Below are 22284 nucleotides of genomic sequence, written 5' to 3' on the forward strand. Positions count from 1 at the left end.
ACCTGGTCGAATGCGACGGCCGCGCGCGATGGTGCTGGACGAGGTTTGGCGCCGCCTCGACGGTGTCGAGCCCCTCAGTGGGCCGCACGGCGGGCCACTGCGCCGCACCGTCAAACTCATTCTCGATCCATTGGTGATCCGCCCCGTCCAGAACCCGCTCTGCGCGGGCTCGATACTCACCGCGGACGGCGCGACCCTGCTCGCCACACGCATGCACGCCGCCGCGGATGTACTGCGCGCGACCGCGTCGTGGTTCACGCTGCTCAAACAGGTCCGGCGCGCGCTGCGAATCACCGAAGGCAATCCACAGGATCTATATTTCCAACGCTGCTTCGAGCTCGCGACGACGACAGGCGCACCGGATCCACTGCGGGACAGAGCAATTGCCGAAGCCGCGCTACGTGATATCCACGAATTCACCGCCGGGCGGACAACACAGGCACTCAAGGAGCACCTCACCGACGGCACACACATCGGCGCGCTCGGCGCGCTGATCGATGTCGCATGGCAGCGACGGCCGCTGGGTGCGCCGACGGGTGATCACAGCCTCGTGGTGCGCTCGCTGCTGGACGCGTGCGCGGCCGCCCGACTCGGACAGGCACCGCACAATGGACACAAGGAGTTCGCCCGCCTGCTCGCCACCCATGCGGGCACACACGGGGGAATTCGGCTCTGGGACAACGTATCCACACCGACCGCCCACGAGCTGGGGCTCACCGCGCGTCCCGCGCCACAGCCACCCGAGCTCGGCACCTCGGCCTCGACGGCCAACCTCGGCCTGCCATTCGACCGCACCATCTATGAGCGCGTCTTCACCGTGCTGCAAGCCTCCAGCGAACGTGCCGAGCTGCCGCCGATTCCGGAGCTGGTGACGACCGAAATCGCCCGCAGTTGTGCGCCGTGGGCGCTACTCGACGAGTCGCTGCGCGTCGCGGCGAGCGCGGGAATCGCACTCGCGCAAGGGTTGAGCCCCATTGCGACGGTCGCGCGGCTGCCACGTCATGGTCAGGTCGTCAGTGCGTCGCACGATGCGGAGACGACGGCGCATCGCGTGATCAACAGCCGCTGGCAGCGGGAGGCGTATGTCCTGCAGGCGCGGCGGCTCGCGGTGAGTGCCGACCACTCCGCGACCATTGGACCGCTGGCCGCCATCGCCGCCGAACTGCGCACGCCATGGCGGCCCTACCTCCGGCGACTGTGGGTTCGCCTGCACGGCCGCGATGTCAGGGAGTTCGGCATCTACGAGCCCGACGAGCTGTGGGATCTGCTCGATGGGGTCGCTCGCTCCGTCATGCTCGATCACCGGATGCGGGTCAAGCAAGCATTGAGCGCGAGTTCCCTTGCCCAGGAGCCGGACCCAGCGGAATCGAGGGCGAGCTGATGACCGGGACCGTGACCATCCGCCGGGCCGAGGGCGGCCTGTGGATCATCGCGCCCGAGGGTGCACCGACCGTGCTGGACGATGCGGCGGATGTCGACATCGTGGTGCTCGAAGTATTGGGCGGGCACCTCACCTGGAGTCTGGCTTCCGGACAACCGATTCCGGCCGCGGTCATCGAGGACATGACGCTTGCGCACGAGTGGATATGGGCCGTGTACGGCGCAGCCATCGCGCTTGCCGTCGACGAATTGGACAGTGACACCACCGAACTCACGGTGCAGCCGGCGCTCCCTCGGCTCGCCGCGAACGTATGGCGGCTGGGATACGCACACTGGGCGGCGCGGTGGTGGCCGGCCTCGACCATCGACGGCATCGCACCACTCGACGAACGGCTGCTCGACCAGGAAATCGCCGCCCTGCGAGAGGAATGCGAATTGATTGTCGACGACGATGCCGAGCCGGTGTCGAGCGAGGACATGTCGACGTTCGATATCCCCTCTCGCGCGGAGGACTACGCGTTGGCGGCGGGCTCCGCCTCCGGAACGTCGGCAAACGCGCTCGTCCTCGCGCGTGGCAGCGGTGGCTGGGATTGGCACCGCTGCCCACCCGGGCTCATCGATGCCTCCGAGCATGCGGTGTCCTGGCAGGTGTCCCGGTCTCCCGGCACGACGACCATCGGGGTGGAGGTGGTTGCCGCGCCCCGCGTGGCCGCCGATATTCCGGCGCACCTGCATCCGCGCGCGCTGATCGCCGTTGCCGCGGAAACGGTCGAGACCGAGCTGAACCTCGTCGGCGATACCTGGACCGGACAGGCGAGCACGTCCTCGGAGGCGGTGTCGTCGGTGGAGCTCTATGTGCCCGGCGTCGGCACGCCCGGCCTCGGGGACCCGGGTGTCCGCCAGCAGGTGCGCGACATCGCCGCAGCACGACTGCGGCGTGCGTCAGCCGACGACGACGCAGCCTTCGACGCGCCATTGCTTGCCGAAATTGCCGCCGCCGCTTCGGAATCGGACTTCTGACATGGCCGAAGGCGCGGACGACGGAAGCATGCTGCTTGCGGAAGGTGCGGCGGCCTACAGCCGCGGCGAGGTTGCCGAAGCGCTGCGCCTGTTCGAAAATATCGCGGCCACCAGCACCGCAGGTCTGCGGGTGAGCGCACTGGTCAATGCCGCGAGCATGCGCGATGAGATCGGCGATCACGCGGGGGCGGTAGTCATGTTTCGCGAGGCGCTGGATGAGATGCCCGCGGATGCCATCGAGAAACGCCCCGCCGCACTGGTCAATCTGTCCCAAGCGTTGCAACATGTCGGCGACCTCGACGGAGCGCAGCAGGCTTTGGAGCAGGCGCGGACGATACTCACCGAGCACAACAACGAGACTCACCTGCACGTGGCCTGCCTGGTGTCGTTGACCGCCGTCGCCTTTCATCGCCAGGACTGGGCGTACGCGATCGAGCTGGCCACCGAATCACTCGACGCAGCAGTGTGTTTCGCGCCCTACCTGGCGGGACATCCGCTGTCGACCCTCGGCGGCATCTACTTCGAAACCGGCCGCCGCGAGCTCGCGCTCGACTTCGCGCAGCAGGCGCTCGCCGCATTCGACACCGCGGGCGACCACAATGCGGTCGCCGAGACCGAACAGAATCTGGCCATCATGTACGTCAGGCTGGACCGCTTCGACGAGGCGGAACAACCGCTGCAGTCCAGCCAGGAGTACTTCGAGCAGGCCGAGCTCGGGTATCGGGCCGGCGTCGGCCTCAAGACCATGGGATTTCTCGCCGAGGGCCGTGGCGACGCCGATCGGGCCTACGAGCTGTACGGCCGCAGCCTGGCCTACTTCCGTGCATCAGGAGCGGCACTGGACGCGGCCGATGTCCAGGCGCGCCTGGCGACCGTGGACTACAAGACCGGTCGATTCGATGCGGGCGAGGCACTGCTGGCCGCGGCTTTCACCGCGTACGCCGAGCGCGGCCTCGGATTGCAGTGCGCGCAACTCGACTTCTGGCACGCGGCGCTGCTGGAGATGGTGCTCGAGCAGTCCGAGACTCCCGATCCCGAGCTGCTCTCCCGGGCAGTCGATCTGGCCATTTCTTCCGCGCTCGCCATCGATGCCGTGCGCCATACGCTCCCGAACGGCAATCAGCGTGAGCAATGGAACCGCCGAATCGCCGACCCGGCGATGCGCATGGCCTTCCGGTTCGCCTACCTGTCGGGCAATGGCCCCCTGCTGGTAGATCTCATCGAAACACAATGCGCTGGTACGGCATTGCCGGCGACTGCACCCGCACCCGACACCGAACACGTAGCCACAAAACAACTTCCACTCGAACTGCTCGATCCGCAGGAAGCCGCGGACGAACCGCCTCCTGCACCGCAACTCGGTATGCCGATGCAACTGGGCACGGGCCGACAATCCGGCGGTGCCCCACAGCTCGCAACGGCATTGGCCGCGGTCGCGGCGAGTGCGGGACTGCCGGTTGCGCCACCGCCGCGCCTGGCCGTCGCCCCCGACGGACATATCGCGCTCGCCGCCTACATCACCGCCGCTGAACAGCGCTACGGTCGGCCGGTTCGGGACAGTCGGGTGCTGCCCGCATGACAAACCCACCGGAGCAACCGACGGTCATCGTGCGCATGGCCGATGCCGGCGATCTCTACATGTCATGGCGCTGGATCGGGAATGTCCACAGCCAGGGCGCGAGCATGCTGCCCGAAGCGGCGATCACCGATGCGGTGCGAAGGTTGGCGGCTGCCCTGCCCAACCCTGCCGAGCCGGACGCACTCGAACGCGCCATAACGACCGGGGCTTTCGCCGCGCATGACTCGGAATGTCTTGTCGCGCAAGCTCTTTCACGGGCGCTGCTGCCCTACGGACTGGCCGTCCAGTTGTACGACCTGTACACGCGGGGGATACGTCCGCATATACGGCTGCAGCCGTCGCCGCGGTTGGCCCAGGTGCCCTGGGAGATCATCGCTCCGGACCCCGCGCTGCGCCTCGTCGATATCGCGGACGTCAGCCTGCTCGCCCCGGCCGGCATCGTGCACAGTCGAGGACGCACGGCCCGAGCCTGGCACGACACGCGGGAACAGCCCGTGGTGGCGGTACTAGATCCGCGCATTCCGGGATACCGCGCCGATTCCATCCTCGGATCGGTGCTCGGCCGGATGGACGCCGATACTCCGGTCGCTCGCCGCTTCGCCGAATACCACACGCTCGGCCGCCTCCTGCCCGCCGTCGAGGACGCGATCGAAGCATTTCGCCGCACCGATGTCGACCGCGATTGGCTCGGAAAAGCCTTGCGAGAAGGCGCAAGTCGATTGGTCTACGTGGGTCACGTCACCGCGGCCGCACCCGAATCCGGCCAAAGCGAAGACGCCGAACTACATTTGTCCTGCACCGCCGACACCGTCGGCTTCGCCGCACCCACCCGCGCACACCGCCCGCTCTCGGCCAAAGACCTACTGCTCGGCACCCACACCCTCACCCAGGATCCCGTCGACGGACCGCAACTCTGGCCGATCCCGAGCCGCGTCGCCCTCATCGCCTGCGAAAGCGGCGGCGATATGCGCTTCAGCGAAGCACTCGGCCTCGTTGCCGCCATGATCAACGGCGGCGCCGAACTGGTTACCGCCAGCAGATGGCCCCTCCCCACAGATCTCGCCTTCCAACGCCTGGCAGGCGCACCCCCCGAGGCCCACCCGCTACAGGACGCCATCTGCGCCATCGATGCCGCCCACGAACACCCCGACCCGACAACCGCCCTCGCCGACTGGCAACGAGCCCGCCTCACCCAATGGCGCACCGACCGATCCATCGAACACTCCCCCATACTCTGGGCGGCCTTCGCCACCGTCAGCACCTGAGCGCCACCATGCGGAGATCCCGAGCCGCCGACCCCTGTCAGCGATAGGCGTCGGAGCGTTCGGCGACGGTGAAGACCGTCAGGACCTGCTCCTTGTCGTCGATCTCGTACACGATGCGGTACTGCCCGATGCGGATTCGCCAGTCCTGACTCCCGACAAGCTTTTTCGAGCCGGTCGGTCGCGGATCCTTGGTCAGCGCGATGATCGCGCGCAACGCGACCTCGAGTACGTCACGAGGCAGCTTCTGCAGTTGTTTCAGGACGTCGGGATCTAGGCGCGGTGGGTGAGGAGGTGTTCCATGATCAGGCGGGTCAGGGCTTCGGGGGCTTGTTCGGGGATCCAGTGGGAGACGTCTTCGAGCATTTCGAAGCGGTAGGGGCCGGTGACGTGGCGTTCGGTGGCCATGGCGGCGGTGGAGCCGATGGTGCTGTCCTCGGTGCTCCACACGTAGAGAGTCGGGACTGCCACGGCATCGGTCGGGGCCGCGAGATGCATGGCCCGGTACCAATTCAGGGCCGCGGTCAGGGCATCGGGCTGGGTAAGGCGGTGGACGTAGTCGTCGATCCGCTCTTCGGGAATCTTCCATTCGAAGATCTGGCGGAGTGCGGCCGCATCGTCGGCGAGCAGCACGCGCTCGGCAACCCGGGGTCGGCGCAGCAGCGCGAAGTAATTGGAGCGTTGAGCCTGGTCTTCGTCCTCGGTGAGCGCGCGAAGGAAGGCGGCAGGGTGCGGTAGCGACACCGCGGTCCAGGTGCGAATTCGCTCGGGCATGGCTGCCGCGGCGGCCCAGCCCACATAGGCACCCCAGTCGTGGCCGACCAGATCGAATCGCTGCCAGCCGAGCTCGTCGGCGATGGCGACGACATCGCCCACCAATTCCTCGACTCGGTAGTCTGCGACGTGTTCGGGACGCGCACCGGGGGAATAGCCACGCTGATCAGGGGCGACAACGTGGCAGCCGCCGTTGCCGAGTGCGTCGATCTGGAACTCCCACTCGATGGCGGCTTCCGGAAAACCGTGCAGGAGCATGACTTCGCGACCACCGGGTTCCCCGCAGGCCAGCGCATCGAAGGTGCCCGCCGCGGTGGGAATCTTGATTGCCTCGATCACCCCGTCGACTCTAGAGGCCGACCCCGACAGCGCCACAGGGCCGCGCCAGAACCCCGGAAACGACGAACGCGGCATCGGCGGGAAGCCGATACCGCGTGGGTCGATGGTGGTTGTCGTCGTGGTGAGTTCGGGTCACTTATTGCGGCGCAGTCCGAGGTACTGCAGAGCGGCGAACCCGCCGACGGTGGCGGCTTGCATGACCGTCCAGACACCTCCGATCGTGTTGACCTCGAGTGCGCCTTCGATCAGGGCGGCGAGGCTGATGACGGCCCAGGCGACGTTCCCCGTGATGACGGTTCGAACCAGGCCGGTGTTGATGGCGGCGGGTGTGCTGATGAGGGCGACGGCGATGCCGTAGAGGGTCAGGAAGATCCCGATCGGGATCCCGATGCGGGTGTCGAGGCCGAGCAGGGTTTCCAGTGGTCCGGACAGGGCGAGGTAGGCCAGGCCGTTGACGCCGGTGATGACGGCGTCCAGTCGCAGCGAAGTACGCAGCAGTTTCGGTCCGGGTGCGAGCAGGGTGTTCAGGTAGGACGATGCGGCGGTGGTGGTAGTCATGATCGTGGGTTTCCTTCTGGTGGAATGGTTTTGGGGGCGGGGGTCGTGCGAGTGGCACATCGTGGAGTGAGGTTGTGGGTGTTTGCCTCGGCGATGTGCCACTCGCGGGCGGCCCGGTAGGGTTCGGGCTGCGGCGGGGTGGGTGGTGTCCGGCGGGATTCGGGCCGGGCTCGGCTGTGCCGGGCAGGTTCGGGTTGGTGGCCGGCCCTTATCCGCAGGACAGGGACCAATTAATGGCGCTGTCGGCCGGAGTCCGACAGTCGGCTCCGGCCCGGATTCCGGTGGGTGGATATCCGTCCACGCCGGGCTGGGTTTCGGACTCTGCCGCGGTTTCAGACTCCGGCGGGGACTTTGTCGAGGAAGCCCAGGACCTGGGTGATGCGGTTGTTGTCGATGACTGCGACGTCGAAGCCGACGACGACGGCGGGGCCGTCGGCGGGGCCGAGGTTCCAGGTGAAGCGGACCTGGTTGTGGTGGGCGTCGACGGGGCCTGCGAGGGTGAAGACCCAGTCGGGGAATTGGGCTTGCACGCCGGCGATGGCGGCGTCGAGTTCGTGGTGGCCGGACACGGTGACCAGGGGGTCGGTGTAGGTGGCGGTTTCGGTGAAGACGCGGGCTATCGCGGCGGTGCGGGCGGTGGGGTCGGTGGTGTTCCAGGCTTCGAGGTACTGGGTGACGATGGTGTTCATGATGGCCTCCGAAAGGGCTTGTGGTCTGCGGTTTCTCGGTGTCCGTGCTGGACGAGAACTACGTTATGACCTGGCCGTGGGGTGGCGAATCAGTCGTCTATAAGTACTTTCGGCAGCGGGGCTACCTACATCGGGTCACAGCCTCCGCACCATCTCGAATTCCAGGCGCGGATCGCCTTCCGCGATCGGACCGTGCACGCCGGTTCGGACGAACCCGTGTCGCAGGTAGAGCCGTTCGGCCGCGGTGTTGCCGTCCGACACCTCTAGCCAGACCGCCCGATATCCCGCCTCGGCGGCCCACGCGATGACCGCGCGCACGAGCAGACCCGAAACCCCGGTGCCGCGCGCTTCAGGAGCAACCCACATCGAAATCAGATGGGCGCCATCGCGTTCCACGTCGTCGAGACCGCCGACCGTGCCGATGTCCACACCGTCCGCACTCGCGAGGAACTGCGCGCGCTGCGCCAGCGAGCTGCGCCAATCCTGTTCCGTCCGAGCCTGCGCCCACACCAGCGTCGACCCGAACGCCGACGGCGCGTCGGCCAATGCCCGCAACCGGATGTCTCGAAACCCCGCCCAATCTTCGGCCGTCAGACGCCGGATCCCCACTTCCCCCAATGCGATCCCCTCCATCGAGTGGCATCAGGCCACAACAACCGTGCCGAGTGCCCTGTTGTACCACTCGAAAAGTAACCCATCGCCGCACCCGAAGGCACGGCGATTCAACGGGTTTCAGTGTTCGTCGTAATGACCGTCGTGGGCGGCGTGACGGTGACCGTCGTGCAGGTAGTCGACATGGTCGCCGTGCTGGACCGCGTCGTGGCCGCAGCCTTCGCCGTGCACGTGATCGTGGGCGGCGCACTCCGTGTGGCCTGCGGGCTCGCATTCGTCCCAGTGGCCCTCGTGCCGGCGGTGCAGGTGGCCGTCGTGGGCATAGTCCACGTGGTCACCGTGCGCGACCTCGGCGTGGCCACATCCCGGGCCGTGCACGTGCTCGTGTTCGGTGTGCTGCCGGTGTGCGGTGGTCATCAGACTTCCTTCCCGATAGCTGGACAGGTGGAGTCGATTGTGCCGAACACATTAGCAGGTGCGCATCTATACAGTTTGCTCAGGGTGTGCCACAGGTCACACCGACCGGATCACAGCACCTGGGAGAGGAAACGCTGCAGGCGTGGGGTCTGAGGGTCGTCGAACAGCGACTGCGGGGTGCCGATCTCGACGACCTGACCGGCGTCCATGAACACCACGCTATCGGAAACACTACGAGCGAAACCCATTTCGTGAGTCACCACGATCATCGACATACCGCCCGAGGCCAGGTCGGACATAACCGCGAGGATGCCCTTGACCAGCTCGGGGTCCAACGCCGAGGTCGCCTCGTCGAAGAACATGATCTCCGGCTTCATGGCGAGCGCGCGGGCGATAGCCACCCGCTGCTGCTGGCCACCGGAGAGGTTCGACGGACGTGAATCGGCCTTTTCGGCCAGCCCGACAACCTGCAGCTGTTCGATAGCCAGCGCCCGCGCCTCGTCCTTGGACAGCCCGCGCAGCTTGCGCGGGCCGAGGGCGACATTGTCGGCGACCGTCTTGTGCGGGAAGAGGTTGAAGTGCTGGAACACCATGCCGATGCGCTGGCGCAGCCGGTCGGGGTCCTCGGTCAGCACCGACTTCCCGTCCAGCAGCACGTCGCCCTGATCCGGCTCGTGCAGCCGGTTGAGCACCCGCAACAAGGTCGACTTGCCGGAGCCGGACGGGCCGATGACGGTGGTGGTCTTGCCCGCGTCGACATGCACGTTGATACCGCGCAGCACATGGTTGCGCCCGAGCGTCAGATGCAGGCCGGTACCGGTGAGGGAGGCACTCATTTGATTTATCCGCGCCCTTCCGTGATTGTGGCCGCCTCGACCTGGTCGATGGGTTGGTCGGGCCTGCCGGTGCGCATGCGGCGGTCGATGTAGTTGACCAGGTGGGTGAGCGGGACGGTCAGCAGCAGATAGACCAGGCCCGCCGCGACCAGCGGGGAGAGGTTTCCGGTCTGCGCATTGAGGTCGCGGCCGACGGCGAACAGTTCGCGCTGGGTGGCGAGCAGGCCGAGGAAGTAGATCAGCGAGGAATCCTTGATGAGCGCGATGAACTGGTTCATCAACGCGGGCAGCACGCGCCGGACACCCTGCGGGATCACCACCAGGGTCATCGCCTGGCGGTAGCCGAAACCGATGGCGCGTGCCGCCTCCAACTGACCGGGCTCCACCGACTGGATGCCGGAGCGGAAGATCTCACCGATATAGGCCGAGGCCAGCAGGGCCAGCGCGATCGCGCCGAGCCAGTAGGGATTGTTGCCGGTGACACCGCGCACCACCGGGCCGATGCCGAGGCCGATGATCAGGATGATCACCACGGCGGGCAGACCGCGGAAGATATCGGTGTAGACGCGAGCCGGCCAGCGCAGCCATCGGGTCCTGGAGATCCCGGCGACCGCGAGCAGCATGCCGAGCACGGTGCCGAGGACACCCGAAACCAGCGCGAGGATCAGCGTGTTCGGCAGGCCGGTCTTGAACAGGTCGGGAAAAGCCTTGCGATACAACGACCAGTCGAAGAACGTGTCCTGCAACTGCCGCATCGTCGACTTGGGTGCGCTCTGCACGGTGTCGGTCGGCTTCTTCTCCGCAGCGATGGCAGCGAAGTCCGGAAGCTGCGGCGCGGGTGCGGCTTTCGAGCCCGGCTTCCAGCCCGGCGGCAACTGCCTCGGCACCCAATCGGTGTAGAGCTCGGAGTAGGTGCCGTCAGCGATCACTGCGTCGAGGCCGCTGTTGAGCGCGTCGATGAGCGGCTGGTTGTCTTTGGCGACCGCGTAGCCGACGAAATTGTCCAGGCTGAAGGTGTTCTGGATGATCGACGTTCCGTCACCCGGCTGCACCTGCCCCTCGGCCTGCGCCGACGGCGCGACCCAGGCATCGACCTGGCCGGACTTCAAGTTCGCGTAAGCAGTAGCGTAATCGGGAAACTTCACCGGATCCAGGTGCAGCTGGTTGACCACGTAATCGTCCTGCACGGTGCCCTGGACGACGGCGATCCTGGTGCCGCGCCCCAGGTCCGAGAAGCCTTTGATGGCGCTGCCGTTGGCCACGACGAGGGAGAAGTAGCCGAAGTCGTAGCCGTTGGTGAAGCCGACGCGTTCGCGGCGCTCCGCGGTGGTGGTGATGTTCGACGAGCCGACATCGAAGCGGCCGCCGGAGACCTGCGACAGCAGCGGTGCGAACTCGGTGCCCGAGAACTCGACCTGCAGACCGAGTTTCGCACCGATCGCACGCAGCAGCTCATTGTCGAAGCCGGTGAAAGTGCCCGTCGAGTTCAGGCAGATGCTCGGCGGCGCGTCCGACAGTGTGCCGACGCTGAGTTTGCCCGGTGTGATCAGCCGCAGCTTGCCGGTGTCGATGGACCCGACCGGTGCGGTAGTCGCCGTGGTGTACCGATCTACCCCGGCGGACGCCGCCGACCCGAGTTTCGTCGGCGCCGCGGACGCGGCACTGATCCCGGGTGGCGAGCATTGATTGCGGTCGGATGACGAATCGTCGCCGGAACCGCACGCCGTGGCCGCGAGGCCAACGGCGAGCAGCATCACGGCGATCAATGCACGAGACCGCACAGCGGGCAGACCAGCCATGATCCAGAACCCTAGACCGGAACTATCGCAATCCCACAGTTACACCGATGGCTCCGCGACGTCCGCATCCGGCAGTTTCGGCGGTATGTCCGGCGCTGCCGAGTTCGGATCACGTTGATCCGAACTCGCCGTCGCCATGGAGCCGCATGCCGGGCAATCGGTCAGGCGAGGCCGCTGACCGGCTCCGGATTGATCTCGTCGCGCCAGCGGATCGCCCGCTCGACCTCACCCAGGTCGTAGTTCGGGCCGCTGACACCGATAGTGAACAACGTCACGCCCGCGGCGAGCAGCGCGGGGGCGTTCTCCGCCCCCGGCCAGTGCACCGAACGCTCGATGTGTCCTTCGTCGGTGCCGACCGTCGCGCAATGCTCGGCGAGCACCTTGTTCTTGTGCGCGAGAACCTCGAGGTCGGCAAAGGTGTGCCAGATGTCGGCGTACTGGGCGACCAGCCGCAGCGTCTTCTTCTCGCCACCGCCGCCGATGAGGATCGGAATGTCGCGGGTCGGCTGCGGATTGAGCTTCCTCAGACGGGCATCGATGCGGGCCATGTTCTCCTTCAGGAGATCGAGCCTGGTTCCCGCGGTGCCGAATTCGTAGCCGTATTCGTCGTAATCCTTCTGGAACCAGCCCGCGCCGATCCCCAGGATCAGTCGACCGTCGCTGATGTGGTCCACGGTGCGCGCCATATCGGCGAGCAGGTCGGGGTTGCGGTAGCCGCCGCCTGTGACCAGCGCACCGAGCTCGACGCGCTCGGTCTGCTCGGCGATCGCACCGAGCATCGTCCAGCACTCGAAGTGCGCGCCGTTCGGATCACCGGTCAGCGGGTAGAAGTGATCCCAGTTGAACACGATGTCGACACCCGCGTCTTCCGACCGCAAGACGGCGTCGCGGATGAGTCCGTAATTCGGTGCGTGCTGTGGTTGTAGCTGAACTCCGATACGAACCGGTCGGGTCATATCCATGCTCCTCGTCGCTCGGTCTAACTCCCCGATCGAGGCTACCGGCGATGGCCCGATCCGGTCGGCTTCCTTCCCCATGAGCGATCCAGCCCGAAGGCGGTCGATGCCATCCGCCCCGTTTCCGAAATCTCGGAAACGGGTACAGGCCAGCTATGCGTCGGCTAACTTTGATGTGGGGCGACGCGAGGTGCCGCCGAGCAGATTCCATCTGCGCGGCGGCACTGTCCAGCGCGGGAAACGACTTTCAGCACGGCGATGAGTCTGCCGGACGATTCCGCAGCTGCCCGTTCGAGTAATTCGGGTTGCTGGTGATTAACCTGCCGTCAGCGGGTATCCACGTCCTGTGAGGCTGATACGAATGCCAGGCGTGTATCGACCGCAGGCCGATACGACCTTGCTCATGCAGGCAATGCTCACTGCCACGATTCCACTCGACAAACGAGTCCTCGACATGTGTACCGGCACGGGCGCTCTGGCCATTCGAGCAGCGATGGCGGGCGCTCGCAGCGTGACAGCCGTGGACATCTCTTGGTCCGCGATCGCTTCGGCGTGGCTCAATAGTCGAGCACGAGGTATCCGACTCGAATTGCTGCACGGGGAGCTTGCGCACATTCCGCACCGCAGGTTATTCGACTTGGTGCTTGTCAATCCGCCATACGTGCCTTCTCCGAAAGAAATACCCGCCCGCGGACGAGCGCGCGCATGGGAAGGCGGAGCCGGCGGCCGAGCTGTGCTGGATGTTCTATGTCGGATGATGCCGCACATGCTCGATAGCCACGGCATCGGGCTGATGGTCCATTCGGCGCTTTGCGAGCCAGAGGCCACGTTGTCTCAGCTCCGCGATGGTGGGCTCAAAGCTGCAGTGGTGGCGCGCGAAATAGCGGCTTTCGGGCCCGTAATGCGTGAACGTGTGGACTGGCTGGAATCAGTTGGGCTCATCGAGCCAGGACAACGACATGAAGAGTTGGTGGTGATCCGTGCCGACCGAACACAAGAATGAGCGCCGCAGAGTGACCCTCACTCGAGACGGGCCCGCTTTGATCGAAGGTCCCGTGGAGTTGGTTATGGATGACGGCACCACCGTCACGTCGGACCGGTTCCTGGTCGCCATCTGCATGTGCCGCCGATCAGGCAACTATCCATTCTGCGATACAAGTCATCGCAAGCATCGAACCAAACCAGTCGCAGACTGAAAATTTCCTGCTGCCTTGCTATCTCATGGCGCTGGTTTCACCCTGACGATTCGTATCACGCGCACCAGAAATGGCGCTCACCAGGGCAATCATCTATTAGTCCCTGGACATCCGACCACCTGAGTCGAGCTCGCGCAAGGAACTGTGTCCGGACTGCCAGCTTCCGAGCACCTGCTCTGCGAATCGATCCTCCAGCAGATTCGTTGCCTGGATGCCGAAGACGACCGACGCCGTCAGCTCAGGTTCCTGAGTGAGTAAATTCTCGATGACGTCGCGGCGCATGACCTGTTCGTGTACAGCGTCGGCCTCGACATGTTCGGTGTAAAAGAGCACACAAGCAGGATCCGCATCCAACCGCTCCAGTGCATCCACCATCCGCCTCGCTCCAGGTGGCGAGGCGATCTCTACTGAGGCGAAATGACCGACCAATGCTCCCCGCAGGTCACGATGCAGCCCGAAGAGCGACATCATATTCACCACCGCAAGCATTGGAGCGGGAACGACGTTCAGATAATAGAGATAGCCGGATGCCAGCCCCGCGCCCGCTAAAAGATCCGCAAACAGCCGGGCATGTATTCGATCGCCGCGCCCGCCGCCGAACTCGTCGAATTCAACGGCAACCAGGGATGCCTTGGCCTGTCCGCGCAACCGCGGAATCACCCAAGCGTATGGATCGGCCTCCTTGTGGTGATAGATCGAGCGATGCACGAAATATTCACAAACCTGCCACCATTCGCCGTGATCGCGGAGGTGCTGACTGACTCCAGTCGAGTCGATGGGCTCGAGAAGCAAGGCATCGAGCTCCTCTTTCAGCTCTTGGCCGCCCGCGACATCCCGCCGGAGAGCTGCCAAAAATCGGTGCTCCAGTTCCGCGCGGAACCCGAGCAGGCCGGGATCCCATTCCCAGCCCGGATCAACCGACTCGAAGCCCTGATAGTGCAACTCGTAACACATATTTAGCGCCAGCTGCAGATCTTCGCCGTAAGGATCGACGTCATCAGGGTTGACGGCGATAGCGGCGCCGGTTCGGCCGCCCAGCAGGTCCACGACTGCGCGCGAGAGCGGGCCGCGCGGCCGCGGCAGGGTGGGGAATTCGATGCCGATCATGCTCGACGCTTACCCAAAACACCCCTGGTTACGCCGGGACCACGTCAGTGCGGTTGAGGCGATAGCCGCCGACTGCGGTCGCCTCGGCCTCGGCCCTTTGGTAAACCACCCCGACGGGCCTCCTGCAGCAATCTGTGCAGATCCTCGCCGGAACCCTGGCCGAACGCGTGGTGTCCGGACTGTCGGACACCGGTGTCGAAGACCGCTGACCGGCTGAACGAGGAGACATGAAGCCCTTCTTGCGGACCGCCTACGACCTCCTGACCACACGGCTGTCGCGAATTCGCCACGCCGCACGAGTTCCGCGGCCCGGATCGAGAAGCAGGACACGCGAAGTCGCCTCGGTGACACGGGGTTCACCGAGGCGACTGGAGCGGGGGCACAGACGAGCTGGCGTGAGTTGGGCGCGGTCACGCTCGCTTGTTGAATGTGGAGGATGCCCACAGGTACCCGACGAGAGCGATCCCGACGCACCAGGCGACGGCGGCGACCGCGTCGCCGGTGTCCGGTGCGCCGTTGAGCAAGCCGCGCACGGTTTCGATGATCGGCGTGAAGGGTTGGTACTGCGCGAACTGCCGCAGGCCCGGCCCCATCTTCTCCGCCGGTACGATCGCGCTGCTGAAGAACGGCAGCATGACCAGCGGCACGGCGGCCAGACCCGCCGTTTCCACAGACTTCGCCGCCAAACCCAAGGCGACTGTGAGCCAGCCGGCCGCGACACCGAGCAGCACGACGATGCCGGCCACGCCGAGCCAATCGAGGAAACTCGCCGCCGGGCTGAATCCAAGTAGGAAGGCCACCCCGATGAGGGCCGCGATGGCGACCACATTGGTCAGCACACTGGCGACGACATGACCGGTCAACACCGCACCACGGGAGACGTCCATGACCTTGAACCGGTTGATGATGCCCTTCGTCATGTCGGAGTTCACCGCGGTCGCGGTGGCCCCCAGCCCGTAGCAGACCGCCAGCAGCATCAGTCCCGGCGTCGCGTAGTCGATGTAGTCGACACCGACGTTGAACGCGTCACCGAACATGTACACGAACATCAACATGATGATGATCGGCATCAGGACCGCGTTGAACACCGATGTCGGGTTCCGGGCGATGTGTTTGAAGTTGCGGCGCAACATGACAATCGAGGGGGACTTGGTGCTCATCTCGCGGAAACCTCCGTGGTGCGGCCCGTCAGGGCGAGGAAAACGTCGTCGAGGTCGGGGGTGTGCACCGAGAACTCCTCGGCGCTGAGTGAGTACTCGTCGAGCCGGTCCAGCAGAGCCCGCAGCGATTTCGTCCCGCCATCGCTGGGAACCCGCAGGGTGAGTGCCTCGTCGTCCCGCGTGGAGTCGGGGAAGATGGGCGCCGCCGCGTCGAGTTGGGAGACGTTGGTGAACCGGAGCCGGATGTGCGTTCCCGGGATCTGGCGCTTGAGTTCGTCGGGAGTGCCCTGGGCAACCAGGCGGCCCCCGTCGAGCACCGCGATCTGATCGGCGAGCTGATCGGCTTCTTCGAGATACTGCGTGGTGAGGAAGATGGTCACGCCGTCGGCCACCAGGTCACGGATGATCGACCACATCGTGCGACGGCTACGCGGGTCCAGTCCCGTCGTCGGCTCGTCCAGGAAGATGATCTTCGGGTTGCCGACGAGGGTCATCGCCAAGTCCAGCTTCCGCCGCATACCGCCGGAGTAGGTCGACGCGGGCTTGCGCGCCGCCTCCACCAGATCGAAGCGTTCCAGCAGCTCTGTGACGATCCGCTTGCCGTCTTTGGCGGGGACCCCGAGGAGGTCCACCATCAGCTGCAGGTTCTCCTGCCCCGTCAGCAGCTCGTCCACCGCCGCGAACTGACCGGTCACCCCGATCGCCGCGCGCACCGCCTTGGCCTCGGTCGCGAGGTCATGGCCGGCAACGCGGACCGACCCGCCGTCCGCCTTCATCAACGTGGTCAGCACGTTCACCGTCGTCGTCTTACCCGCGCCGTTCGGGCCGAGCAGGGAAAAAACCGTGCCCGCAGGAACATCCAGATCGATGCCGTCGAGCACGACCTTGTCCCCATATGTCTTCCGCAGCCCGGAAACTGCGATCGCTGAATTTCTCATGTGACCACCATCGGCACCCGGCCTGACACCGACCTGTCACGCCCCTGACATGACCACTGACACGGTGTTCTACCCCGTCGCGCCAGGCCAGGATGCTGCGCGGCCGGATCGCCGACGAGGACGCTCCGGGAGGACGGCCATCGTGGACACTCTCGTTCCACGGATCAAGGCCATCGTGCCCGTGAACTGCCGTTTCGGCTCGAGGTGACACGGAGTCAGAGGCGTGTCAGCACGGTGACGGTCCGATGCCAGGACGGGGGGCGATTGTGGTTTCCGTTGAACACCGCACCAGAGACGAGGAACCATGAAAACCCAATCCCCACTATCGATTCCAGGTGGTTCAGAGTCGCTGGACCTGGTTGTCTGTTCGCTATCGTTTTGTGTGTTGTTGGTATGGCTGCTCGCGGCGTCGCCGGGGTCGGCGTGCTGCTTCTGCTTGGACCTGGTTCTGGCGGTCTTGGGGAACGAATCTGATGATCTCCTCACGTGAGGTGATCATCAGCTTCTGCAAGATCGCGGCCATATGCGCGTCGACAGTCCGGACCGAGTTCCCCCGACGCACCGCGATCGCGCTGTTGGTCCACCTCGCCGCTGCCAACGTCGCCACTTCCTGTTCGGCGCCGGTTAACTCGTGCCATTTCACCAGAGCGGCCTTGCCGGTGGGGCGCTGCGCGTAGCGCTCGTCTATCGACAGTGTGCCCATCGCGAACCGCTGCACCTCGTCCAGTTCGGGACGCAACAACAACCCCTGGTTTTCCGCTTCAGCGTATGCCCTCCGTCCCAGCACCTCGCGGGCGACTGCGACGGCCTTGCCGCTTTCCACAGCAAAGGGCGGTCCCCCTTTGATCTCGATACCGAGCCGGGCTCCCAGTGTCGCAGAGCCTCCGGCGAGCCGAGCGGTTTCGGTGGCCAACGCGACCAACTCGTTTCGGTCGGCGTGTCCGGCCTCGATCGAATCGGTAATCAGTTGCGCCAAGGACCACGTCCGAATTTGCACCGACTGGATCGCACTCCACTGATCACGGGTGCGGAGTTGATGTGTTAACGCGTCACGTCCGACATGCAATGCTTCGGTGGGGTTGCCGTGCTTGGTCAAGGTGATAGCCAAGGCCAATTGGGCCCAAGATTTCGCCATCGACGCTGCGGAAGCGTCGAGACTATCCATACAATGCTGCGTGAGCTCATAAGCTTGGTGCGCGGTTCCTGACAACCCTGCCGCCATTGCCGCGAATGTTTCGGTCGTCACCGCGGCACCAGTATCGCCGAGGCGATAGAACTTGTCCCGCGCCCGGGTAAGGACCGTGATGGCCTCGGCGTCGCCGCGGGCCGCAAGTACCAGGCCATGGGCCATGTCGACGTGGACGGGCAGCCCGATATCGCTCTCGAGAGTCTGCCGCCAGTGCACTCGACTGTCCGGGTCCGGCAGAATGGCGCAGACACACTCCTCGAGCATCGACTCGGCATCCTCGAGTAGGCCCTGACTCAAAACGACAAATATGGTCCAGGCCATGGCCTGTACTTGGAGCTCGGTGGGTTGCGGGGTCAGCGCGTGGGTAGCTGCCAAGGCGCGTTCGGTCGATCGTCGTGTTTCTCGGATTGACCCTTTGAAGAACGGCAAGCGCAGCGCGAGCAGCCCGACGCAGATCTCCAAACCGAGAGCGGAGTCGCCCGGGGTGGTGATGCTTCCCTCGACTGCGGTCAGAATGTTGTCCCAAGCCGCTCGGGCCCAGTACAGAAATTCCTGCTCGGCGGGGCCGAACCAGTTGGCCGCCGCATACACGACTTTGTCCCGGTAATACCGGCGGTGTCGTGCAGCCAGCCGCGCTGGTTCGTCCACCTCGCCGGCGGTGCGTTCTCGGAGTCGTCGCGCAGCGAAGATTCGCAGGCTTTCCAGCAGGAAATACCGCGTGGTGGTCGATGTGATGTGCGCCGACACTAGCGACTGATCGACCAGCCGCTCGAGCAGACCCTCGATCTCCCCCCGCGCGAGCCTCACACTCACGCCACCGTCGTGCTTTCTGTCGCCATCTGGCCTCTCATCGTCGCAGCAGATGACCTCGATTGCCTCTAGGTCTACTCCCACGAGAGCACGGTTGTCTTTCTTGTCTTCGGGGCTGGTGTCGTATCCGGCGGCGAACACCGACATCCGGTCCAAGAGCAGACGTTCCTTGTCCTGACACAGGTCGTAGGACCAGGCGATGACGTCACTGACCCCCCGGTGGCGTGACTCGGCGCCCACTCGCGGACCATGCGACCACCGCATCCGCTTATCACCAGTCTCTTCACCACTCAATTCCTCTAGGATCACCGCGAGCGGCTGGTGTATCAACCGCGCAGCGGCCAACCGGATATACAACGGATGATTGTGTATATGGCGACAGATCTTGGTAGCCGTGGCGATCTGGTCGTTATCGGCGACGGGATGACCAGTGAGCTCAGAACGCTGCCGAAACAACGCCACAGCCTGCTGCCGCGACAACGGCGGAACCTCCACCAACTGCTCATCAACCCACCCGATCGCCTCACGACTGGTCGCCAGGATGCTCAACCCTGGCACCGACTCGAGCAACCGGGCGATCACGACACCGGCACTGTCGATCACATGCTCACAGTTGTCCACCACCAAAACGGTCTGCACCGTCCGCCCGACCGCATCCGTCTCGGTAACCGAATCAACCAGCGCATCCCACGCCGATCTCCCCGAAAAATCCGTATCGACCACCCGCTGAGCCATCTCCTCCTCAACCGCGGCGACGTCGGCACCCTTCACCAAACGCGCCAGCCGCACCCACCGCACCGTCACATGCCTGGCCCGCTGATAACGACCCACAACCTCAGCCGCAAGCCGGGTCTTCCCGACCCCACCCGGCCCGATCAACGTCACCAACGGCACCGAACGCAGCAATAAGGTGACGATTCTGTCCAGCTCGGCCTCACGGCCGACGAAACCATTCGCCGCCGATACGTCACCACCCCGGTCCACCCGCTTGACGGACACATTATGGACAGTAGTCCTCCTGCGGGAGATACTGTCAAGACTGGTCTATCGACAGTTTTCAGCAACCTTTATTTTCGGCGTTGCATGCTTCTTTTATGGCGCCAATCTACCGGAATGCGCGGATTTCAATAGTGCGGCAAAGACATTCGACTGCTTGTGAAACCAGCGGCGTAGTTCTCGGGCCACCGGGCAAGGTCGGCACTTGGGCGCCGAAGCCAAGGAACAGAGAAAGGTCCGCCACACCAATCAGGGGGATGGTCAACTACAAACTGAAAGCTGTCGCTGCGGCGGCGCGCGGCGAGCAATGCAGATCGGCGTGGGGTTCAGGCCGTCGACGAGAGCGATCGCGCAGCGGAGAAAATTGTCGCATTGCTCATTAAGCAGCTCTACCACACCGCGATCCACGACATCGGCGACAATGTCCGGAGTCCAGACGAGATCCGTTGATGCATTACCGTTGTGGCCGATTGCGGTGGCGGCAATGTCGACCTCACCACGTACCGACCAGCACGATTGTCGAGAACACACGCCGACACGTCCGGTCAGCAACCGCACGACCCAGTGTTGGCCGTCTGCGCCGATCGAGCACACAGCCGCTGCGTGCGCGCGAACTCGAGCATTTCGAGCACGAATCGAGCAGATCCAGTAATATCGCCGCTCAACCCCTTACTCGGATCGTCCGGCACGTTCCTGCCGGTGAGAGGACAACATGAACCACTTCCGTCATGCGCAACCAGCAACGGTAGCCTTCGACCCCGTGACCACGCTGCTGTTGCGAAATCGCACCCTTTCGCGTGTTCCAACCGGCGAAGGGAAGTGATCTGCCGTGGCTACGGTGACCTTTGAAAGCGCTACCCGGCTCTACCCGGGCAGCAACAAACCAGCCGTCGACGCCCTGGATCTGGGGATCGCGGACGGTGAATTCCTCGTTCTGGTCGGTCCGTCCGGCTGTGGCAAGTCGACCTCGCTGCGCATGCTCGCCGGTCTCGAAGAGGTCGACGGCGGGCGAATCCTGATCGGCGACAACGACGTCACGCACGCGGAGCCCAAGGAACGCGATATCGCGATGGTGTTCCAGAACTATGCGCTGTACCCGCACATGACCGTCGCCGAGAACATGGGCTTCGCGTTGAAGCTGGCCAAAGTCGCCAAGGCGGACAAAGAAAAGCGGGTGCTGGAGGCGGCCAAGCTGCTCGACCTCGAGCCGTATCTGGATCGCAAACCGAAGGCGCTCTCCGGTGGTCAGCGCCAGCGTGTCGCGATGGGCCGCGCGATCGTGCGCCAGCCGCAGGTGTTCCTGATGGACGAGCCGCTGTCGAATCTGGATGCCAAGCTGCGGGTGCAGACCCGCACCCAGATCGCCCAGCTGCAGCGTCGCCTCGGCACCACCACCGTGTACGTCACCCACGACCAGGTCGAGGCGATGACCATGGGCGATCGGGTCGCGGTGCTCAAGGACGGGCTGCTGCAGCAGTGCGCGACGCCGCGCGATCTGTACCGGGATCCGGCGAACATGTTCGTCGCCGGGTTCATGGGCTCACCAGCCATGAATCTGTTCACGCTGCCGGTCGCCGAGGGCGCGGTCTCCCTCGGCGGGCACCCGGTGCCGGTCCCCCGCTCGGTCGCCGACGCGGCCGAGGGCTCGGTGGTCGTCGGCATCCGGCCGGAGCATCTCGAGCTCGGCGGTGACACCGGGATCGAGTTGGAGGTCGACGTGGTGGAGGAGCTCGGCTCCGACGCCTACATCTACGGCCGCGCCGTGGATGGGGACACCGGGGAAACCATTGTGGCGCGGGCAGATTGGCGCAGCCCGCCGGCGAAGGGCGACCGGGTGCGGTTGTCCACCTCCGCCGAGCACACCTACTTCTTCTCGGCCGCAGACGGACGTCGCCTCTCCTGAACCCGCGAAAGCCCCGTTCGCCCAACGCGGAACAGCTGGTGAACGGGGCACGGCGTTCTTACACTCGGGTCCGCGGATACGTCCCCCGCGGTAGGAGCAGGCAATGAAGGTAGCGGTCCTCGGCACCGGAGAAGTCGGCAGGAGGCTCGCGAGCAAGCTGGTCGAGCTCGGTCACGCGGTGACGCTCGGCTCCCGCACCGCCGACAACGCCGCTGCCACCGCGTGGGCGGGCGAAACCGGCGGCGCGCACGGCACCTTCGCCGAGGCGGCGGCGGACGCCGAGCTGGTGATCAATGCGACGTCGGGCACGGCGTCGCTGGCCGCGCTCACCGCCGCAGGCGCGGCGAATCTGAGTGGCAAGGTCATCGTGGATGTATCGAACGCGCTGGACTTCTCCGGCGGGTTTCCGCCCAAGCTGGTCATCCCCGAGGCGGGCAGTGTGGCGGAGCAGCTACAGCTGGCCTTCCCAGCGGCGCGGGTCGTGAAGACCCTCAACACGATGAACAACCAGCTGATGGTGGACCCGTCCCGAATTTCGGGTCGGCACAACGTGTTTCTCAGTGGCGATGACGAGTCCGCCAAGTCCGAAGTGGCCGCCCTGCTCCATTCCTTCGGCTGGACCAGCGAGCAGATCATCGATCTCGGCGCCCTCGAAACCGCCCGCAGCACCGAGCCACTCGTGCTGTTGTGGGTGTCGCTGCACAGCAAGCTGGGTATCGAGGACATCAACTACGCGGTCGTCACCGGCTGACGACCGGCTCGGC

22 protein-coding genes are annotated in these 22284 nt (G+C 65.1%); 8 read left to right on the forward strand and 14 right to left on the reverse strand.

The window, feature by feature from the left end; all coding sequences use genetic code 11:
* Nucleotides 1–28 precede the first annotated feature (28 nt).
* The 4 genes from OHQ90_RS03805 to OHQ90_RS03820 are packed head-to-tail and all read left to right on the forward strand — an operon-like array spanning nt 29 to nt 5244.
* Nucleotides 29–1381: a hypothetical protein gene (locus tag OHQ90_RS03805; protein WP_328412525.1), complete on the forward strand. Its 1353-nt coding sequence runs from the start codon at nt 29–31 to the stop codon at nt 1379–1381.
* Nucleotides 1381–2400, forward strand: coding sequence for a hypothetical protein (locus OHQ90_RS03810; RefSeq protein WP_328407364.1), 1020 nt, complete (start codon nt 1381–1383; stop codon nt 2398–2400). Before OHQ90_RS03805 ends, OHQ90_RS03810 begins: the two co-directional genes overlap by 1 nt.
* Nucleotide 2401: 1 nt before the next feature.
* Nucleotides 2402–3979 carry a tetratricopeptide repeat protein gene (locus tag OHQ90_RS03815; RefSeq protein WP_328407366.1) on the forward strand — a complete coding sequence of 526 codons (1578 nt, stop codon included), beginning with the start codon at nt 2402–2404 and terminating at the stop codon, nt 3977–3979.
* Nucleotides 3976–5244 (forward strand): CHAT domain-containing protein, encoded by a 1269-nt coding sequence (locus OHQ90_RS03820; protein ID WP_328407368.1) that lies wholly within the window; start codon nt 3976–3978, stop codon nt 5242–5244. Before OHQ90_RS03815 ends, OHQ90_RS03820 begins: the two co-directional genes overlap by 4 nt.
* A gap of 37 nt (nt 5245–5281) precedes the next feature.
* Here the strand turns inward: OHQ90_RS03820 and OHQ90_RS03825 are convergent, their stop codons facing one another.
* The 9 genes from OHQ90_RS03825 to OHQ90_RS03865 all read right to left on the reverse strand — a co-directional run bounded on the left by OHQ90_RS03825 (nt 5282) and on the right by OHQ90_RS03865 (nt 12221).
* Nucleotides 5282–5458, reverse strand: a complete 177-nt coding sequence (locus OHQ90_RS03825) for a type II toxin-antitoxin system RelE family toxin (RefSeq protein WP_328407370.1) — start codon at nt 5456–5458, stop codon at nt 5282–5284.
* A 56-nt stretch (nt 5459–5514) separates the two neighbouring features.
* Entirely contained in the window at nt 5515–6354 is an 840-nt protein-coding gene (locus OHQ90_RS03830; RefSeq protein ID WP_328407372.1) for an alpha/beta fold hydrolase, read from the reverse strand.
* A 132-nt stretch (nt 6355–6486) separates the two neighbouring features.
* Entirely contained in the window at nt 6487–6912 is a 426-nt protein-coding gene (locus tag OHQ90_RS03835) for a hypothetical protein (protein WP_328407374.1), read from the reverse strand.
* Nucleotides 6913–7244: 332 nt separating this feature from the next.
* A complete protein-coding gene (locus OHQ90_RS03840) occupies nt 7245–7601 on the reverse strand; it encodes a nuclear transport factor 2 family protein (protein ID WP_328407376.1) in 357 nt (118 codons plus the stop codon).
* A 135-nt stretch (nt 7602–7736) separates the two neighbouring features.
* Complete coding sequence (locus OHQ90_RS03845) at nt 7737–8210, reverse strand: GNAT family N-acetyltransferase (protein WP_328407378.1); 474 nt, start codon at nt 8208–8210, stop codon at nt 7737–7739.
* A gap of 123 nt (nt 8211–8333) precedes the next feature.
* Nucleotides 8334–8630 (reverse strand): hypothetical protein, encoded by a 297-nt coding sequence (locus OHQ90_RS03850; protein ID WP_328407380.1) that lies wholly within the window; start codon nt 8628–8630, stop codon nt 8334–8336.
* A gap of 110 nt (nt 8631–8740) precedes the next feature.
* Nucleotides 8741–9466: an amino acid ABC transporter ATP-binding protein gene (locus OHQ90_RS03855; protein WP_328407382.1), complete on the reverse strand. Its 726-nt coding sequence runs from the start codon at nt 9464–9466 to the stop codon at nt 8741–8743.
* Between the two features lie 5 nt (nt 9467–9471).
* Nucleotides 9472–11265 carry an ABC transporter substrate-binding protein/permease gene (locus OHQ90_RS03860; RefSeq protein WP_328407384.1) on the reverse strand — a complete coding sequence of 598 codons (1794 nt, stop codon included), beginning with the start codon at nt 11263–11265 and terminating at the stop codon, nt 9472–9474.
* Nucleotides 11266–11426: 161 nt separating this feature from the next.
* The gene (locus OHQ90_RS03865) at nt 11427–12221 is read right to left on the reverse strand and encodes an LLM class F420-dependent oxidoreductase (RefSeq protein ID WP_328407386.1); all 795 of its coding nucleotides are present in this window, start codon (nt 12219–12221) and stop codon (nt 11427–11429) included.
* Nucleotides 12222–12624: 403 nt separating this feature from the next.
* Here OHQ90_RS03865 and OHQ90_RS03870 point away from each other — a divergent pair, with 403 nt between their 5' ends.
* Nucleotides 12625–13224 carry a methyltransferase gene (locus OHQ90_RS03870; RefSeq protein WP_328407388.1) on the forward strand — a complete coding sequence of 200 codons (600 nt, stop codon included), beginning with the start codon at nt 12625–12627 and terminating at the stop codon, nt 13222–13224.
* Nucleotides 13225–13288: 64 nt separating this feature from the next.
* The gene (locus OHQ90_RS03875; protein WP_328407390.1) at nt 13289–13417 is read left to right on the forward strand and encodes a CDGSH iron-sulfur domain-containing protein; all 129 of its coding nucleotides are present in this window, start codon (nt 13289–13291) and stop codon (nt 13415–13417) included.
* Nucleotides 13418–13513: 96 nt separating this feature from the next.
* Here the strand turns inward: OHQ90_RS03875 and OHQ90_RS03880 are convergent, their stop codons facing one another.
* The 5 genes from OHQ90_RS03880 to OHQ90_RS03900 all read right to left on the reverse strand — a co-directional run bounded on the left by OHQ90_RS03880 (nt 13514) and on the right by OHQ90_RS03900 (nt 20175).
* The gene (locus OHQ90_RS03880) at nt 13514–14524 is read right to left on the reverse strand and encodes an iron-containing redox enzyme family protein (protein ID WP_328407392.1); all 1011 of its coding nucleotides are present in this window, start codon (nt 14522–14524) and stop codon (nt 13514–13516) included.
* A 410-nt stretch (nt 14525–14934) separates the two neighbouring features.
* Nucleotides 14935–15684, reverse strand: a complete 750-nt coding sequence (locus OHQ90_RS03885) for an ABC transporter permease (protein ID WP_328407394.1) — start codon at nt 15682–15684, stop codon at nt 14935–14937.
* The gene (locus OHQ90_RS03890) at nt 15681–16622 is read right to left on the reverse strand and encodes an ATP-binding cassette domain-containing protein (protein ID WP_328407396.1); all 942 of its coding nucleotides are present in this window, start codon (nt 16620–16622) and stop codon (nt 15681–15683) included. Before OHQ90_RS03890 ends, OHQ90_RS03885 begins: the two co-directional genes overlap by 4 nt.
* A gap of 370 nt (nt 16623–16992) precedes the next feature.
* Nucleotides 16993–19620 (reverse strand): ATP-binding protein, encoded by a 2628-nt coding sequence (locus OHQ90_RS03895; RefSeq protein ID WP_328407397.1) that lies wholly within the window; start codon nt 19618–19620, stop codon nt 16993–16995.
* A 258-nt stretch (nt 19621–19878) separates the two neighbouring features.
* Nucleotides 19879–20175 (reverse strand): hypothetical protein, encoded by a 297-nt coding sequence (locus OHQ90_RS03900; protein WP_328407399.1) that lies wholly within the window; start codon nt 20173–20175, stop codon nt 19879–19881.
* 271 nt (nt 20176–20446) lie between these two features.
* Between OHQ90_RS03900 and OHQ90_RS03905 the strand changes: the two genes are divergently transcribed.
* Together OHQ90_RS03905 and OHQ90_RS03910 are read left to right on the forward strand one after the other, a co-directional pair.
* On the forward strand, nt 20447–21520 hold the full coding sequence (locus OHQ90_RS03905; RefSeq protein ID WP_328407401.1) for an ABC transporter ATP-binding protein: 1074 nt from the start codon (nt 20447–20449) through the stop codon (nt 21518–21520).
* 103 nt (nt 21521–21623) lie between these two features.
* Entirely contained in the window at nt 21624–22271 is a 648-nt protein-coding gene (locus OHQ90_RS03910) for an NADPH-dependent F420 reductase (protein ID WP_328407403.1), read from the forward strand.
* The last annotated feature ends 13 nt before the right edge of the window (nt 22272–22284 follow it).

This window comes from Nocardia sp. NBC_00403 (assembly GCF_036046055.1).
Lineage (GTDB): Bacteria > Actinomycetota > Actinomycetes > Mycobacteriales > Mycobacteriaceae > Nocardia.